Below are 16,231 nucleotides of genomic sequence, written 5' to 3'. Positions count from 1 at the left end.
AGCCGTGGCCCCTCTCGTCCTCCGGCGGTACGAACCCTCCCCGAGACCTCGTACGGAGGTTCCCCTAGGGGCAGTCCTCCGGACGGTGGACCTCTTCTCGGGGTCGCCTCCGCCGTCCGACGCATCCAGGCTCCGCCCTCCCGCGACGTGAGGTGCAAGTGGGAAGCTGTTCGGCGGCCGATAGATGCAAGGGGAAACCAAAGGGAGAGGAAACCCGGTGGGCAGTACGACACCCGCGATACGCGACACCGCACAGCGCACCGGAACCGACAGACGGGGAGCCGTGGTCGCGGCCCTGATGCTCGCGATGGCGCTGGCGGCCCTCGACTCCACCATCGTCTCCACGGCCGTACCGCAGATCGTCGGCGACCTCGGCGGCTTCTCGGTCTTCTCCTGGCTCTTCTCCGGCTATCTGCTGGCCGTGACGGTGACTCTCCCGGTCTACGGAAAGCTCTCCGACACCTTCGGCCGCAAGCCGGTGCTGGTCGCGGGCGCGGCGGTGTTCCTGCTGGGCTCGCTGCTGTGCGCGGTGGCCTGGAACATGGGGGCGCTGATCGCGTTCCGGATCGTGCAGGGGCTGGGCGGCGGGGCCCTTCAGGGCACGGTCCAGACCCTGGCCGCGGATCTGTACCCGCTCGAGCAACGCCCGAAGATCCAGTCCAAGTTGTCCACGGTGTGGGCGGTCTCGGCGGTGGCCGGGCCGGGGTTGGGCGGGGTCCTGGCCGCGTACGCCGACTGGCGCTGGATCTTCCTCATCAACCTGCCCATCGGGGCGGTGGCGTTGTGGCTGATCGTGCGCCATCTGCACGAGCCGGAGCGTGAGCGGGCGGCCACGCGCGCGCGTGTCGACTGGGCGGGCGCGTTGGCGGTGTTCGTGTGCGGGGGCGTGTTGCTGACGGCGCTGGTGCAGGGCGGGGTGGCGTGGCCGTGGCTGTCGGCACCGTCCTTGGCCCTCTTCGGCACGGGACTCGCGCTGGCGGCGGTCGTGGTGCTGGTGGAGCGCCGGGCGGCCGACCCGATCATCCCCGGCTGGGTGTGGCGCCGCCGGACGATCGCGGCGGTGAATCTGGCGCTGGGCGCGCTGGGTCTGCTGATGGTGGCACCGGCGGTCTTCCTGCCGACGTACGCCCAGGCGGTCCTCGGTCTGGCCCCGGTGGCGGCCGGATTCGTGCTGTCCGTGTGGACGTTGAGCTGGCCGGTGTCGGCGGCCTTCAGCCAGCACGTGTACCGAAGGATCGGCTTCCGCAACACGGCGATGCTGGGGATCGGCACGGCGGCCTTGATCCTGCTGGCGTTCCTGTTCCTGCCCTATCCCGGGCAGGCCTGGCAGCCGACGCTGCTGATGCTGTTGCTGGGGGCGGCGCTGGGCCTGTTCCAACTGCCGCTGATCGTGGGCGTGCAGTCGACGGTGGGCTGGTCGGAGCGGGGGACGACGACGGCATCCGTCCTCTTCTGCCGGCAGACGGGCCAGACGCTGGGCGCCGCGCTCTTCGGCGCCGTGGCGAACGGCGTACTGGCGTCGCGGCTCGGCGGGGCGAGCGACCTGGACTCGGTCACGCGCGCGCTGGATTCCGGCGGCACGGCCCCCGAGGCCACCAGGCGGGCCATCGCCGACGCGGTGCACGCCGTGTATCTGGGGGCGTCGTGCGCGGCGGCACTGGCCTTCCTGGTGCTGTTGCTGCTGGCGCCGAGGCGGTTTCCGGTGCTCAAGGCAGTCCCCGAGGACGAGGAGGTCCTCAAGGAAGACGGACGCTGACCGCGACCGGCAGATGGTCGCTGCCGGTGGCGGGCAGGGTGCGGATGCGGCCGACCGTCGCCGAGCGGGCCATGACCTGGTCGATCCGCGCCAGCGGCAGCGCGGCGGGGAAACTGAGGGCGAAACCCCGCTCCGCCACGTTCATCCGTGAGGTCAGCGGGTCCAGTCCGCGGTCGTCGACCGTGCCGTTGAGGTCGCCCAGCAGGATCACCCTGCTCAGCTTCTCGGCGGCGACGGCCTCGCCCAGCAGTCCGGCGCTCTCGTCGCGCCGGGAGGACGCCAGGCCGGTCACCCCGACGCGGACCGAGGGCAGGTGCGCGACATACGCCGCGATGTCGCCGTACGGCGTGTGCACCACGGCGCGCAGCCCGCGCCGCCAGTCGTCCACCAGCCCCCGGGGCTTGATGTCCACCAACCGCGCACCGCTGATCGGATACCTCGACCAGAGCCCGACAGTCCCGCGAACGGCGTGGTACGGGAAATCGGCGGCGAGGGCCTCCTCGTAGGTCTGCAGCGCCGGCGGCACCAGTTCCTCCAGCGCGATGAGATCTGGCTCAGCTCCGGCCAGCGCGCGGGCCGTGCCCGCCGGGTCGGGGTTGTCGTCGCTGACGTTGTGCTGCACCACGACGAGGTCGTGCGCGCCGGGCTCGGCCGCGGGCAGGAGCAGCCCGCCGAAGAGATGCGTCCAGGCCGCCACCGGCAACAGCAGGCACACCAGCGCGATCCCGGAACGACGCAGCAGGGCCAGGCCGAGCAGCACGACGACCACCAGGCCGAGCCACGGGAGGAACGCCTCCAGCAGACTGCCCAGGCGCCCGACGGAGTTGGGCACCGCCCGGTGGAATGCCAGCAGCCCCGCCGTCACGACGGCGAGCGCGGCGATCACCCGCCCCCGCGCCCACGACGGCGCCACCGCCTTCACCGTCGACGCCATACCGCCACCCGCTCCAGCCACCATGGTTTCCCGTCCGCCGGCCCTCGCTTCCCCAGGACGAGCAGCCGGACAAAACAGTTTCGGTTGGGCACATCCGTGTCCATATCCTGCGGGTCATGGTGACGTTGGAGCGGCTTCGGGCCGATCACGCGGATGCGGTGCTGGCCTTCGAGCGGGAGAACCGCGAGTACTTCGCCCGTACGGTGCCGGATCGCGGGGACGCCTACTTCACCCCTGCCGGATTCACCGCCAGGCACCAGGCGCTGCTGGCCGAACAGGATGCCGGGATCTGCCACTTCCATGTCGTGCTGGACGGCGACGGGCAACTCGTCGGGCGGGTCAACCTGGTCGACGTCGAGGACGGCTGCGCGGAACTGGGCTACCGCACGGGCGAGCGGGCGGCGGGCCGGGGCGTCACCACGGCGGCGGTGGCGGAGATGTGCCGGATGGCCGGTACGGCGTACGGGCTGACGTCCCTGTTCGCGGTCACCACCCTGGACAATCTCGCCTCCCGGGCCGTCCTGGCGAGGAACGCCTTCACCGCCGTCGAAGAGCTCACCGTCGACGGCCGCCCCGGGATCCGCTATACGCGCTCGCTCTGACCGCCGTCCACGGCCGCGTTGTCAGTACCGCCCTCTACCGTGCGACCATGCCGAATTCCCTGCCCGACGGTCTGCCTCCCGGCGGGTTCCTGTCCCGCGGTCCCGTACGTCCGTGGGTCTCCGACGAATTCCCTGACGACGTCGAACGGCTGTGGCCGCACCTGCTGAACAAGCAGAGAACACACGGTGTGGTTCCCCTCCTGTGCCGGCCCGACTCCATGGGAAGGCCCCTCGGCCCGGATCACATCGACGCCGTCCGCCTGGACGAGGTGCTGGCCGCGGACTTCGCCGAGTACCGCCGCAGGAGGCTGCCGTTCTGGACGGACCCGACGCCGGCCCCAGTGCCCGAAGGAACCGAGCCGTGGCCCCACGACCCCGGCCCGCCCTTCGAACAGTGGCCGGGCCTGGCGCCGGAGGTGCCGGTCACGTCCGCGGGCCCGGCGCCCGGGGAGGCTGCGTCAGGCCTGCTGGCCGGGCTCATCGACACGGGCCGGTTCGGGCTGGAGGAGTGTCGCCTCGTTCTCGTCCCGGCCCAGCGCGGCAGCGATGTACTGGCCTTGACCGGCCGGCCCGCGGGGGCACCACTCGCCCTCCTGTGCGCACTGCTACGGAGCTGGGAGCAGCGCTTCGGCGCCGAGGTCGTGGCGGTGTTCGGCAACGAGCTGCACGTCTCGGTCGCGAGACCGCCCGTCGAAGCGGAGCACGCGGACCTGCTCGCCTTGGAGCATGTGCTTTCCACCGCGAACAACATCGTCGATGACCCGCCCTCGCCGTTCCCCGAGTACGCGAGGAGCCTTGTGGGGCGGACCACCTGGTCGTTCTGGTGGGACTAGGCAGGACGGCGGGCGGGCCGAGGCGGTGCCCGGCAGCGCGGGGCGCCCTCGTCATTCACCTCCAGTAGTTCCGGGATCGCACGCGGTAGCCGCACAGCCGTTTCCAAAAGTCCGAGTTAACCGGGGTAACACCCCAGGTCAGACACGGTTCGATGTAGTAAGCGCATACCGACCACTCAGTTTGGTGAAACCCTCGCGTCGGCCCGGTACCGCGCAGTAACGTGCGAGGCTCGCTCACCCCCCACCTCCCTGCGGTCCGCCGCACCGGACCCGAGCCACGCAAGGAGCACCGGGATGTCCTCCCCGTACCACCCGTACGACCCGCACGACCGGCATGACCCGCACGACCGGCATGGCCGGCACGACCCGTTCGCGCCGTACCCGCGGTACCCGGCCCCCTCGGCGACTTCGTCCCCGTCGTATGCCACCTACCCCTGGCAACCCCCGCCCCCGCCGGAACCCCCCGCACCGCCACGCCCCCGAACCCCGGACCACCCGCCCCTCGGGCACCACAGCGACCTGCGGGTCCTGCGCACCGCCTACCGCTGGCAGCGGCGCGTGGCGACGCTCACCGCGCTCGGGTACTTCACCCTCTTCCTGATCCTGTCCGCCTTCGCGCCCGGGTTCATGACGAGCACGGTCACCGACGGGCTGCCCACCGGCCTGCTGCTCGCGCTGCTCCAACTGCCCGTCACCTGGCTGGCGATATGGCTGTACGAGCACACGGCGAGCCGCTACGTCGACCCGCTCGCGGACCGTATCCGCAAGGAGGCCGCGGTGGACGCCAGGCGGGAGTCCGGCAAGCGGGACGCTGGCGGACGGGAGGCCGGACGATGACGGACTTCAGCGGAGACGCGCAGGCGATGTCGCTGGTCGCGTTCTGTGCCGTGGCCACCATCACGCTGTTGTTGTGCGTGATGACAGGGCCGGACCGGGACGACCTCGACGAGTTCTACACCGGCTACAGCTCCTTGTCCCCCATGCGCAACGGACTGGCGATCGCCGGCGACTACATCAGCGCGGCGACCGTGCTGGGCACGACCGGCGTGGTCGCGCTGTGCGGCTACGACGGCATCGTGCTGGCGCTCAGCACGGCCCTGTCCCTGATGCTGCTGATGTTCCTGCTGGCCGAACCCCTGCGCAACGCGGGCCGTTTCACGATGGGTGACGCGCTGGCACGCCGGATGCCGGGACGCGGGGTGCGGGTCACGGCGTGCGTGGTGACGCTGGCCGCGCTGGTCCCGCTGATGCTGGTTCAGTTGGCGGGGACCGGGCAACTGCTGGCGTTCATCCTCGGATTCTCGAGCGACTCCCTGAAGACGGGGTGCATCATCGGTCTGGGCGTGCTGATGATCAGTTACGCGGCGATCGGCGGCATGAAGGGCACGGCCCTCATCCAGATCCTGAAGATGGTGATGCTGCTCGGGTCGGGCGCCGTGGTCGCCGTACTGGTGCTGGCGCGGTTCGACTGGGATCCGGGCGCGCTGTTCGACGCGGCGGCCGAGCAGAGCGGGGTGGGTTCGGCGTTCCTGGAGTCGGGGCTGCAGTTCGCGGGCGGTCCGCATCCTCGCCTCGACATGATCAGCTCACAGCTCGCGGTCGTCCTCGGCGGTGCGGTGCTGCCGCACATCACCATGCGTATGTACACGGCGAGCGGTGCGCGTCAGGTGCGTCGGTCCATGTCCTGGGCGGTGTCCAGCGTGGCGGTGTTCGTGCTGATGATCACGGTGGTCGGCTTCGGCGCGACGGCGCTGATCGGGCGGGAGGTGATCGCCGGGGCGGACCCGCAGGGCAACACGGCGTATCTGCTGGGGTCGCGGGCCGCCTTCGGCGCGGACGTCTCGACCGCGGAGAGCCTGCTGTTCACGGCGGTCACGACGGCCATCTTCCTGACGGTGCTCGCCTCGGTCGCCGGCATGATCCTCGCCTGCGCGAACTCCCTCGCCCACGACCTGTTCGCCACGCGGGTACGGGAGCTGTCCGGGCGCCGCGAGATGGTGGTGGCGCGGCTGTCGGCACTGGCGGTGGGCGTCCCGGCGATCATCCTGGCGACCATGGTCCAGCACCGCAGCCTGCAGCCGTTGGTGACCCTGTCCTTCACCATCGGCGCCTCCGCCATCGCCCCGGCCCTCGTCTACAGCCTCTTCTGGCGCCGCTACACACGCACCGGCCTGCTGTGGACCCTGATCGGCGGCTCGGCGGTGGTGCTGATCCTGATGCCGGGGACCAACCTGGTGTCCGGCTCACCGGTCTCCGCCTTCCCCGACGCCGACTTCAACTGGTTCCCCTTCACCACACCCGGGCTCGTGTCGATTCCGGCCGGCTTCCTCTTCGGGTGGCTGGGCACGGTCGTGTCGGGGCGCGGGAAGGTCGAGGACCAGCGGCGGCAGTACGAGGCAGTGGAGGGGTGGATTCTGGCGGGGGCGGTGCGCAGGGGGAGTTGAGCGGGAGGCCGGGCGATCGCCACGGGGTGGTGGCCCGGCCTTTGGGTCACCACCCCGTGGCGATCGCCGCGGGAAGACCCGGCCTTCGGCTCATCGGCGGGCCCTCGCCACAGGACGGCACGGCCTCCGTCTCATCGGCGGGCCCTCGCCACAGGACGGCACGACCTCCGGCTCATCGGCGGGCCCTCGCCGCAGGACGGCACGGCCTTCGGGTCACTGCCCCGGCGGGCCCGTCGGGCTGCGTCTCGGTGTGCCAGTCGCTCGCTCGCCGCTCGCGCTCGCCTGCCGCCCACTCGCCGCTCACTCCAGCGCCGCCTGCCGGGTCAGCGTGATCAGGCTGTTGCGCATCTGGTCCATGTGCTTGCGCACCTCGTCCCACATCTTCCCGTGCTCGACCAGCACCCGCTCCGTCTCCTGGGCGATCTCGTCCGCGCGCCGCTGGGCCTCCGCGAGCACGGCCGTCGCGTGCGCCCGCGCCTCCTCCTGCAGCCGCTTCGCCGAGGCCTCGGCGTCCGCGAGCACCAGCTCCGCCTCGGCCACCGAGGCCTCGGCCCGCGCCACCCGCTCCACCTCCGACGCCCTCAGCGCGGCAGCCCGTTCCTCGGCCTCCCGCTCCACCTCGGCCAACCGCTCGGCCTGCTCCTCGGCCTGCCCGGCGAGCAACCCGCTGGTGCGCTGCCGCACCTCGCGCAGCGGACCGAGCACCTCTCCGCGCCCGTCCTTCAACGCCCGCTTGGCGGCGAGACGGATCTCTCCGGCCTCAGCGCGGGCCGCGAGCAACCGCTGACGGACGTATTCATCGGCCTCGGCGCTCACGGCATCGGCGTGCGCCTGCGCCGCCTCCCGCACGCCGTCCGCGTACGTCTGCGCCTCCTCCACCAGGCTCCGCGCCTCCTGCCGCGCCCTCTCCCGCAGGGCCGCGGCCTCCTCCTGCACCATCTCGAAGAGCCGCCGCGCGCCCTCCCCGAGCGTCTCGTACGTCTGCGGGGCGAGCTGCGCGACCGTCTCCCGCAGCTGCTCCGCCTCCTCCTCCATCTCCCTGGCGAGCACGGTGAGCCGAGCGGCCCGCTCCCAGGCGGCGTCCCGGTTCCGGAAGAGGGCGTCGACGTAGGCGTCGACCTGGTCGGGACGGTAGCCACGCCCCCGTACGACCACGAAAGCGTGGAGCGAACCCGGTGCGCTGCTCATCCTGGAACCCCTCTCCGCCGGGGATACAAAAATGATGATTTAGCGCACATCTTGATGCATAGGGTGGAAGCGCTCATAACGCGACACTCCGCGCGCGGGGCACGGCGGGGGCGCTGAGGCCCGCAGGAAAAGCGCGGACGGGCGCATACGAAAGGGCCGGCTCCCGGTCGCACAACCGAAAGCCGGCCCCTTCACATCCGCAAGCCGCCGTCACCGGCAGCCGGGTGACGTCACGTCACCGCGAACCGCCGGGTGAGGTCACCTCCGCCGCGGGCAGCAGCTCACCTGCCGCAGGTCACGTGGCCGCAGGCAGCCGGGCGGTGTCACAGCAGCCCGTCCCACATCTGCTCCAGCAGCACCGACCACCAGCTCTCCGGCGAGCCGAGCGCCGCCGCGTCCAGGGAGGCGAGCTGGGCCTGGAAGTCGACGGTCCAGCGGCCCGCCTGCTCCTGGTTCAGGCCGAAACGAAGCCGCCACATCCGGCCCAGCAGCGCCAGACAGCGCTGGAACTCGGGCAGCCCCGTGTTCACGAACTGCGGCGGTACGGGCGCACCGCCCGGCCCCGCCTCCACCGGCACCGCGACGATGTTCGCCGTCCCGTACTGCACACACAGCGCCTTGCCGAAGTCGCTGCCCATGACGAGGTACGACCCGGCGTCCGACGCCGGCTGCACCCCACGCTCGCGCGCCAGCTCCGCCAGCGTCGGAACGGGCCGCCCCGGCTGGGCCTGCGCCCAGAAGAACGGGCCGATGTCCATCGGCAGCCCGCCGACGACGAGGCTGTGCGCCACGACCGGCGGCACGCCCTGCCGGGACACGGCGGCCTGCTCGAACCGGAAGATCCCCGGCCCGAACGCCGCCGCCAGCTCCTGCGCCACGCCCTCCGGCGGAACCGGCGGCGCCGGCTGCACCTGCGGCAGCGGGGCGCGTACCGGCGCCGGGCGGGCAGGGCCGTCGGCCACCTGGTGCAACTCACCCTGGTGGGCGAGCAGTTGCCGCATACCCTGCTGACGGCTCGCGTGATCCGTGCCGTACGGCGCGATGGACGTGATCCGCGCCTGCGGCCACTGCTCCCGGATCATCCGCGCGCAGTACGCACCCGGCAGCTCGCACGACTCCAACTCCGTGTGCAGCTCCAGCACCTGGTCCGACGGCACGTTCATACCGCGCAGCTCATGGAAGATCTGCCACTCCGGATGCGGCGTCCCCGGCGCCGAACGCCGGATCAGCTGCTGCTCCGACCCGTCCTGCGCGCGGTAACGGAGAACGGCCTGGTAGCCGGGGCCTACGGTCGGCTGGCCGGTCGGCTGCTGGGGGTACCCGTAGGCCGGAGGCCGGCCCGGGATCGGGGCCGGGGCCGGGGCCGGGGCCGGGTGGCCGGGGTGGTGGCCTGCCGGACCGGGGTGGCCTGCCGGACCGGGCTGACCCGGCTGACCCGGCTGACCCGGCTGACCGGGCTGACCCGGCTGACCCGGCTGACCCGGCTGACCCGGCTGACCGGGCTGACCCGGCTGACCGGGCTGACCGGGTGGTGGCGGTACGGCGCCCGGCGGCATCGGGGGCTGCGGGGCGGCCGGGGGCATGCCGGGAGCGCCGGGCCCGGGGGCACCAGGAGCACCAGGCGGGTTGGGGGCCGGAGGCATCCCCGGAGCACCGGGGGCGGCGGGCGCGCCAGGGGCTCCTGCCATGCCGGGTACACCCGGGGGTTGCGGAGGCCCGGGCGTGCCCGGGGTCGGCGGCATGCCCGGAACGCCGGGGGCGCCGGGCGGTTGGGGAGCCCCGGGTGCGCCAGGCGCGCCGGCTGCTCCGGGGACGCCGGGGGCCTGCGGGGGCGGAGGGACACCGGGGCCGCCCACCGGGGGCGCGGCCAGCACGGTCTCCGCGTGGTGAACGGCGCCGCGGGCGCCGCCTGCGGAGCCCTGGGCACCCGGGCCACCGGGGGCGCCGGAAGGCTGCGGAGCGCCAGGCATGCCGGGGCCACCCGGAGTACCAGGCGTACCCGGCACACCCGGAGGCTGCGGCGGACCGCCCAGCTGACTCGGGTCGGCCAGCACTGTCGCGGCATGATGAACGGCGCCCGGCGGCGTACCGGGCGGATTCGGCGCGCCGGGCGCACCAGGGGCACCCGGCGGCTGCGGAGCGCCAGGCCCATTCGCGCCCCCAGGCCCTTGCGGGGCACGGGGTCCCGCAACGCCCTCAGGCCCGTCCGGCCCCAACGCCGACACGAGCTGCGTCGGAACATAGCCACCGGCAGGCGCCCCCGGCGTACCAGGCGCACCGGGAACACCCGGAACGGACGGCGGAGGAGGCGGCGTACTGCCCGCCCGCGCACCCGGCGTCCCCGGCGCGCCCGGCGGCGGAGGCGGTGTCGCCCCGCCCCGCGCACGCGGCGGAGGCGCCGCCTTGCTGGTCGCCGCATCGGCGATGTCCCCGGCGTCGGGCGCAAGCGGCCGCCCCGGCGCACCAGGAGCACCGGGAGCCTCCGGCCCGCCCACCCCACCGGCGGACCCAGCCTGCGGATAGCCGTAGGACGGCGCACCCGGCACCGGCGCCCCAGGCGGTGGCGGCGGCGTGGCACCCGGCACAGGCGTGCCCGGCGCAGGCGTACCCGGCACACCCGCACCCTGCGGATAGCCGTACGACGGCCCGCCCGGCACCGGCGGAGGCGTACTGCCCTGCGGCGCACCACCAGGCGCACCCGGCGCGTTCGGAGCGCCGAGCCCCGGATCGGCCGCAGGGGGCGGAACCTGGACGCCACCCGACAGCAGTGCCGTCTTGGCATCCGTCGGCGCGGCATCGTCACCACTCAACGGCGGCGCGAACACCGTCTCCGGCAACGGCACGGAACGGTCCTCACCGCCATCGCCACTGGTGTCCGTCCCGGCCCACGGAGTCGCGCCTTCCGGCACACCCGGCACCGCACCGGGCCCAGGCACCGACGAAGCCCCACCCGTCACACCACCAGAGACACCGGCACCACCGGCACCACCGCCAGAACCGCCAGAACTACCGGAACCGGCACCGGACCCCGAATCCGCAGCCCCGCCATCCCGCCGCTGATCCGCGATCCCCAACTTGTCCGCCGCCTCCTGCAACCACTCCGGCGGCGTCAGCAAGAACGACGTCTGATTCAGATCCACCCGAGCCGGAGCAACCGGCGCCGGCTGCGCGGCCGCTCCCCCACGGCCGTACTCCTCCTCGTACCGGCGAATCACCTCACCCACCGGCAGCGACGGCCACAACGTGGCCTCCCCGCTGTCCCGGGCGAGCACCAGCCGCTGCCCGCCCCCGTCCGAACGCGGCCCGTCCGCACGGTCCTCGGCCCACACCACGAACCCGAGCTCGAACTCCCGCACCCGCACCTCACGATGCTGATACGACGGCACATCCCCGTTGATCCACTCTTCCGCGCGCTCCTGCGCCTGCGCGAACGTCACCATCGCGAAGCTCACTCCCCCACAGCCGCGGCAGCCACGGGCACCGCACGCGCGAACCCACCGTCCACCATCAGATTCGCCACCGTCTCCAACTCCGGCGGAGAACCCGCCAGTCGGGACAGAAACGCGTCGAAGTCCTCACCGCACGGCAGCAACAACCGCTCCACCCGCTCGGCCGCCGACCAGCCCGGATCCACATCCCGCGCATCGTCGTACGCGCAGAACCACACCGAACCCAGCCGGTCGCCCCGCACCTTCACCGCCAGCAACCCGCCCTGCACGAACCCGACACCCAGGTAATCCTTCGTCAGATGGTCCCGCAGGCACTTGTTCACATAGACCAGGTCATTTATCGCCGCCTCGTCCCGAACGGTGAACAACGGCTGATCGACCAGCAGCCCCAACTCCGCGTCCAGAGCCGTCCCCACCGGAGCACACCCACCGGCCGCCTTCAGAAACGACCGATACGCACCCGGCAGCCGATACCCCAGATCCTCCTCGACCCCCAGAACCTGCGACTCCGTCACCGCCACACCCGACTTCGGCAACCCGAAATGCGCCGGCCGCGTGTCCTGCAACGGCCGCGTACCCCGCTTGCCCTGATCCACCGCCGACGTCGCGACCCCACCGTGATGCCGCAGCAGCGCCTTCACCTCGACCGGAACCAACTCCAGCCGCCGCGAACCCACCACGTGATGCCACGTCCAGCCATGCGGCGTCGCCACCGACGGCACCGTGTCCCACAGATCGTGACCCGACGCCGCCAGCGCCGCGTTCGCCGACACATAGTCCGTCAGCCGCAACTCGTCCACCCCGAAGCCCTCCGGCGGCTCCGCGATCTCCGCGGCCGCCCGCGCATACGGCGAGAAATCGGGGTAACCACGCTCGTCGACCCGTACTCCTCTCGGGTGACGCGACGCCCGTACCGGATCCGGGAAATGCACGACCTGCCCGGCGTATGCCGCGTTCGGCGGCGCGGCTTGCTGCCCGAGCCGACCTGTCGTCATGGCGGTTGCCCCCTGCGGCGTTCTGATCCGGGCCGCCACGACCACCCTCGGTCACAACGCCCCGCATCGGCTGTCTCATCTGCGTCCACACGTCACCGCATGGAAAGCGGTGCCGACAGCCTATGCGGTACGACGACACCGGTCACCGGCGCCGGTCACCACCCCCTCCGCTTCCGTGACCAGCCGTCACCCCGCCGTGACAGCCCGCCCAAACCCGGGCGTGTCGCGCCGCCCCAGCTTCCGCACCCGCCACGCCGTTTGGCACTCTGTGACGTCCGAGAGCATGCCCGGGGGATGCTCGGGAGGGGATGACGACATGAACACCACGCAGACGGGACCCGACGCAGCGAGGTCCGGCGACCCCCGCATCGGCTGGAGCGCCACCGCAACCCCCAACGCGCCCACCCTCCGCCACCGCCGCGACGGCATACTCCCCACCGTCGCCGCCGCCCTCTCCGTCCGCGGCGCCACCCTCACCGGCACCGCCGCCCGCGGCGACCAGCCCCCACCCCTGCACCACCTCGTCCAGGACTTCCTCGACACCCTCACCAGCGGCCAACGCGACCGCTTCACCGGCCGCTGCGCCGAAACCATCCTCATCTCACGCCACATCGCCACCGCCGACGCCGCCCGCAGCAAACGCGCCGCCCGCAAACCCATGACCAACGGCGAAGCCCGCAAAGCCCTCAAACAGGCCAAGCTCACCGCCCGCCGCATCCGCGAGGACGGCGACCCCCTCCACGGCAGCTTCGCCACCCCCTGCCGCGCCTGCACCGCGCTCAGCGCCCACTTCGGCGTCCGCATCGTCGACCCGACAGCGGCAGACGACTGACCCCCACACCCCGCCAGCAGAACCCGCAAGACCACACCAGCAACAGAACCCGCAAGGCCACACCCGCAGCAAGACCCGCAAGACCAGTAAGACCGCACCCCGCCGGGCGGCCACGCACCACCACGGCCCCGGCACACTCGACGAACGAAGGGCAGATGCACACCGACCGCACCTCCACCACCCGCTTCCCCGTCCCCGTCGACGCCGCCCTGCGCGCCGCCGGCTGGCAACCCGGACGCTGGGACATCAAGCAGGCCGAGATCTGGGCCGACACCCTCCGCGAACACACCTCACCCGCCGGTCACCGCCACGCCGTCTTCCCCGCCGCCGTCGAAGCCTGGGCCGAATTCGGCGGCCTCCACCTCACCCCCACCGGCCCCGGCCGCCAGATCGCCCCCGCCACCGTCCACTTCGACCCGCTCCACGGCCTCCACATGGCCCGCACCCTCGGCGACCTCGGCCGCGCCCTCGACACCGAGGTCTGCCCCCTCGGCGCCGAGACCGACACCCAGGCCCTCCTCGCCATCGACACCGAAGGACGCGTCTACACCCTCGACCACACCGGCGACTGGTACCTCGGCCCCGACATCGACCAAGCCCTCGCCGGACTGGTCGCAGGCATAGAACCCGTACGACTCACAGCCGGCTGACCCCCACGACGGCACCCCCGGGAAACGGCACCCCCGGCAACCGCACCTGCGACTACGCCGCCGGAATCACCGCCGACACCCGAAAACCCCCCGCATCCGTCGGCCCCGACACAAACACCCCACCCAACGCGGCGACCCGCTCCTTCATCCCCACCAGGCCATTGCCCCCCGACGGCAACCGCGCCGACGACGCCGACCCCACCTCCGGCGGCGGCTCGTTCTCCACCTGCATCGCGATCTCCGACACCCGATGCGCGAGCCGCACATGCGTCTTCGCCCCCGCCGCATGCTTGTGGACGTTCGTCAACGCCTCCTGCACCACCCGGAACGCCGTCTGCTCGACCTCCGGCGCATACGACCGCGACTCCCCCTCCACGGACAGATCCACCACCATCCCCGCCGCCGCCGACTGCCCGATCAACTCATCCAACTCGGACAGACAAGGCCCCTCAGCGGCCCCGTCGTCCCCGCCACCGGACAACCCACGATCAGCCGCCGCAGCGGCAGCGACCCCCACCGCCGCAAGCGGAACCACGGCCCGCTGAGCCCGCTCCGCCCGCACACCCCCACTGCGCAGCACCCCGAGCATCTCCCGCAACTCGGTCAACGCCTGCCGCCCCATGTCCCCCACCAGCGCGGCATTTCGCACAGCCTTCTCAGGATCCTTCCGAGCCACGGCCTGCAACGCCGCCGCATGCACGACCATCAGACTCACCCGATGCGCGACGACGTCATGCATCTCCCGCGCGATCCGGGTCCGCTCCTCGTTCCGCGCCCACTCCGCCCGCTCCTCGGCCCGCTCGGCCAGCAGCTGAAGCTCCCGCTCAAGACTGTCCGCCCGCTCCCGAAGACTCTCCATCAGCCGCCGCCGAGCCCCCACGTACAACCCGAGCAGGAGAGGCGGCGCGGTCATACCGAGAGCGGTCGTGAGAGACGCGAACGGAACAACCCAGTCCCCCACCGTCACATCGCCGTTCGCCGCCCCCTGCCGCGCCCACACGAACGCCACGATGAGCATCCCGACGAACGACATACCGGCGAGCGAGGCGATGATCCGCCGCGGCAGCTCGGAAGCGGCGAGGGTGTACAGACCGACGATGCCCATCAGGAACCCCATCTGGGCCGGCATCACCGCGATCGACACCAGCACGACGGCAATCGGCCACCGGCGCCGCAGCACCAGCACCGAACCGGCCAGAACCCCGAACACCACCCCCGAAGCCACCGGAACCCCGGCATCCCGCGCGAACCGAACCCCCTCGGCACCGCACTCCAACGCGGACGCGACGCCCAGACCGACATCCAGCACCGCACTGCGCAGCCTGCCCCACCACCACGGCCCCGCCCCCGGTGGCGGGGCCTCGGCGTGGTCTTCCCCCGTCGTGGTCATGCCCTCCAGCCTACGGGCCGCCGGGCGCCGATTTCCGGGGAGTTTTCACGACTGGCCTACACCACAGTCCGTGACCGAACGTAAGCGAAACCGCCCGATATCCCTCGAACTGCTGAATCGCACACCGTTCGACCCCGGAAGCGATCATTCCGCCCGGACGGTATGCCCATGGCACATTCGCACGGCAAATACGCCGACTTCGAAGGGCTGCGGGAGCGGGCGGCGGCGTTGCGGCGGCAGGGCTACAGCCTTCGGCAGATCCGGGACGAGCTGAAGATCTTCAACAACGACATCCTCAACCAGCTGGTGAAGGGGGAGCCGCCGCCGGAGTGGACGAAGCGGCCGAACGCAAAGGACGACCTGCGCGCCAAGGCACGGGAGCTGCGCCTCCAAGGCTGGACATACGACCAGATCGAGGCGGAGCTCGGGTGTTCGCGGAGCTCGGTGTCGCTATGGGTACGAGATCTCCCAAGGCCCGAACCTCGCTACACGCCGGAAGAACAGCAGGCTCTGATGAGGGAAGGACTGGCACGGCGGCGTGCCGCAGAAGACGAGGAGCGCAAGAAGACCAAGCTCTCGGCCCTCCGGGAGATCGGGGACATGACGGACCGCGATCTGTTCATGGCGGGTGCAGCCCTGTACTGGGCCGAAGGCTCCAAGAGCAAGCCGTACGACCGACGCGAGCGCGCGATTTTCGTCAACAGCGATCCTGGCGTAATCCAGGTATACCTGGCTTGGCTCGACCTCCTGGACGTGGACCGGGAGCGCCTGGGCTTCCGAGTGCTCATCCACGAGTCCGCAGACGTCGAGGCGGCTCACCGATACTGGGCAGAGATCGCTGACGTCGACGTCTCTGTCTTCGCGAAGCCAACGCTCAAGAAGCACAACCCGAAGACCGTCCGCAAGAACATCGGGGACGACTATCACGGCTGCCTGGTCATCGGGGTGGCAAGAAGCGCGGGCTTGTACAACCGCATCGAGGGCTGGTGGAGCGGAATCGTGGCCCAGGCTCAGTCACGTCTCCGGTAAGGTCTGAAGCGCTGTCCCCCGTGGTGTAACTGGCAGCACACTAGATTTTGGATCTAGCAGGACAAGGTTCGAATCCTTGCGGGGGAGCCACAGCACACAAGACCTTAGTTCGGGCCCTGACAGCCAAGT

13 protein-coding genes and 1 tRNA gene are annotated in these 16,231 nt (G+C 71.8%); 9 read left to right on the top strand and 5 right to left on the bottom strand.

The genetic code is table 11. The features are described from left to right. Positions 1-217: 217 nt before the first annotated feature. Positions 218-1,756 (top strand): MFS transporter, encoded by a 1,539-nt coding sequence (locus ACIBAG_RS06670; RefSeq protein WP_399101681.1) that lies wholly within the window; start codon positions 218-220, stop codon positions 1,754-1,756. On the opposite strand, the gene ACIBAG_RS06665 is transcribed toward ACIBAG_RS06670, so the two are convergent. After that, positions 1,737-2,690 (bottom strand): endonuclease/exonuclease/phosphatase family protein, encoded by a 954-nt coding sequence (locus ACIBAG_RS06665; protein ID WP_399101679.1) that lies wholly within the window; start codon positions 2,688-2,690, stop codon positions 1,737-1,739. The two genes, ACIBAG_RS06670 and ACIBAG_RS06665, sit on opposite strands and share 20 nt — an antisense overlap. A 116-nt stretch (positions 2,691-2,806) precedes the next feature. Between ACIBAG_RS06665 and ACIBAG_RS06660 the strand changes: the two genes are divergently transcribed. From ACIBAG_RS06660 to ACIBAG_RS06645, 4 genes are all read left to right on the top strand, one after another. Further along, positions 2,807-3,292, top strand: coding sequence for a GNAT family N-acetyltransferase (locus ACIBAG_RS06660; protein WP_399101677.1), 486 nt, complete (start codon positions 2,807-2,809; stop codon positions 3,290-3,292). Positions 3,293-3,339: 47 nt separating this feature from the next. Next, complete coding sequence (locus tag ACIBAG_RS06655; protein WP_399101675.1) at positions 3,340-4,125, top strand: DUF4253 domain-containing protein; 786 nt, start codon at positions 3,340-3,342, stop codon at positions 4,123-4,125. Positions 4,126-4,419: 294 nt separating this feature from the next. Next, on the top strand, positions 4,420-4,962 hold the full coding sequence (locus tag ACIBAG_RS06650) for a DUF485 domain-containing protein (RefSeq protein ID WP_399101672.1): 543 nt from the start codon (positions 4,420-4,422) through the stop codon (positions 4,960-4,962). Continuing rightward, positions 4,959-6,569 carry a cation acetate symporter gene (locus tag ACIBAG_RS06645; RefSeq protein WP_399101670.1) on the top strand — a complete coding sequence of 537 codons (1,611 nt, stop codon included), beginning with the start codon at positions 4,959-4,961 and terminating at the stop codon, positions 6,567-6,569. The genes ACIBAG_RS06650 and ACIBAG_RS06645 overlap by 4 nt, the downstream gene beginning before the upstream one ends. 300 nt (positions 6,570-6,869) lie before the next feature. Here the strand turns inward: ACIBAG_RS06645 and ACIBAG_RS06640 are convergent, their stop codons facing one another. From ACIBAG_RS06640 to ACIBAG_RS06630, 3 genes are all read right to left on the bottom strand, one after another. Beyond that, positions 6,870-7,757 (bottom strand): cellulose-binding protein, encoded by an 888-nt coding sequence (locus ACIBAG_RS06640; protein ID WP_399101668.1) that lies wholly within the window; start codon positions 7,755-7,757, stop codon positions 6,870-6,872. Between the two features lie 323 nt (positions 7,758-8,080). Next, positions 8,081-11,197, bottom strand: coding sequence for an SUKH-4 family immunity protein (locus ACIBAG_RS06635; RefSeq protein ID WP_399101666.1), 3,117 nt, complete (start codon positions 11,195-11,197; stop codon positions 8,081-8,083). 8 nt (positions 11,198-11,205) lie between these two features. Then, positions 11,206-12,201: an SMI1/KNR4 family protein gene (locus ACIBAG_RS06630; protein WP_399101963.1), complete on the bottom strand. Its 996-nt coding sequence runs from the start codon at positions 12,199-12,201 to the stop codon at positions 11,206-11,208. 316 nt (positions 12,202-12,517) lie between these two features. Here ACIBAG_RS06630 and ACIBAG_RS06625 point away from each other — a divergent pair, with 316 nt between their 5' ends. Both ACIBAG_RS06625 and ACIBAG_RS06620 read left to right on the top strand, forming a co-directional pair. Next, positions 12,518-13,033 (top strand): YwqJ-related putative deaminase, encoded by a 516-nt coding sequence (locus tag ACIBAG_RS06625; RefSeq protein WP_399101664.1) that lies wholly within the window; start codon positions 12,518-12,520, stop codon positions 13,031-13,033. Between the two features lie 155 nt (positions 13,034-13,188). Next, positions 13,189-13,683: an SUKH-3 domain-containing protein gene (locus tag ACIBAG_RS06620; RefSeq protein ID WP_399101662.1), complete on the top strand. Its 495-nt coding sequence runs from the start codon at positions 13,189-13,191 to the stop codon at positions 13,681-13,683. A 52-nt stretch (positions 13,684-13,735) separates the two neighbouring features. Here the strand turns inward: ACIBAG_RS06620 and ACIBAG_RS06615 are convergent, their stop codons facing one another. Next, positions 13,736-15,073, bottom strand: a complete 1,338-nt coding sequence (locus ACIBAG_RS06615; protein ID WP_399101660.1) for a sensor histidine kinase — start codon at positions 15,071-15,073, stop codon at positions 13,736-13,738. A gap of 168 nt (positions 15,074-15,241) precedes the next feature. On the opposite strand from ACIBAG_RS06615, the gene ACIBAG_RS06610 reads away from it, so the two are divergent. Together ACIBAG_RS06610 and ACIBAG_RS06605 are read left to right on the top strand one after the other, a co-directional pair. After that, the gene (locus tag ACIBAG_RS06610) at positions 15,242-16,102 is read left to right on the top strand and encodes a helix-turn-helix domain-containing protein (protein ID WP_399101658.1); all 861 of its coding nucleotides are present in this window, start codon (positions 15,242-15,244) and stop codon (positions 16,100-16,102) included. Between the two features lie 14 nt (positions 16,103-16,116). Further along, a tRNA-Gln gene (locus ACIBAG_RS06605) sits at positions 16,117-16,192 on the top strand. Positions 16,193-16,231 lie beyond the last annotated feature (39 nt).

The sequence above is a fragment of the Streptomyces sp. NPDC051243 genome (assembly GCF_044455405.1).
Taxonomy (GTDB): domain Bacteria; phylum Actinomycetota; class Actinomycetes; order Streptomycetales; family Streptomycetaceae; genus Streptomyces.
The sequence above is the reverse complement of the archived record's forward strand: the minus strand, read 5'-3'. Positions and strand labels throughout refer to the sequence as shown.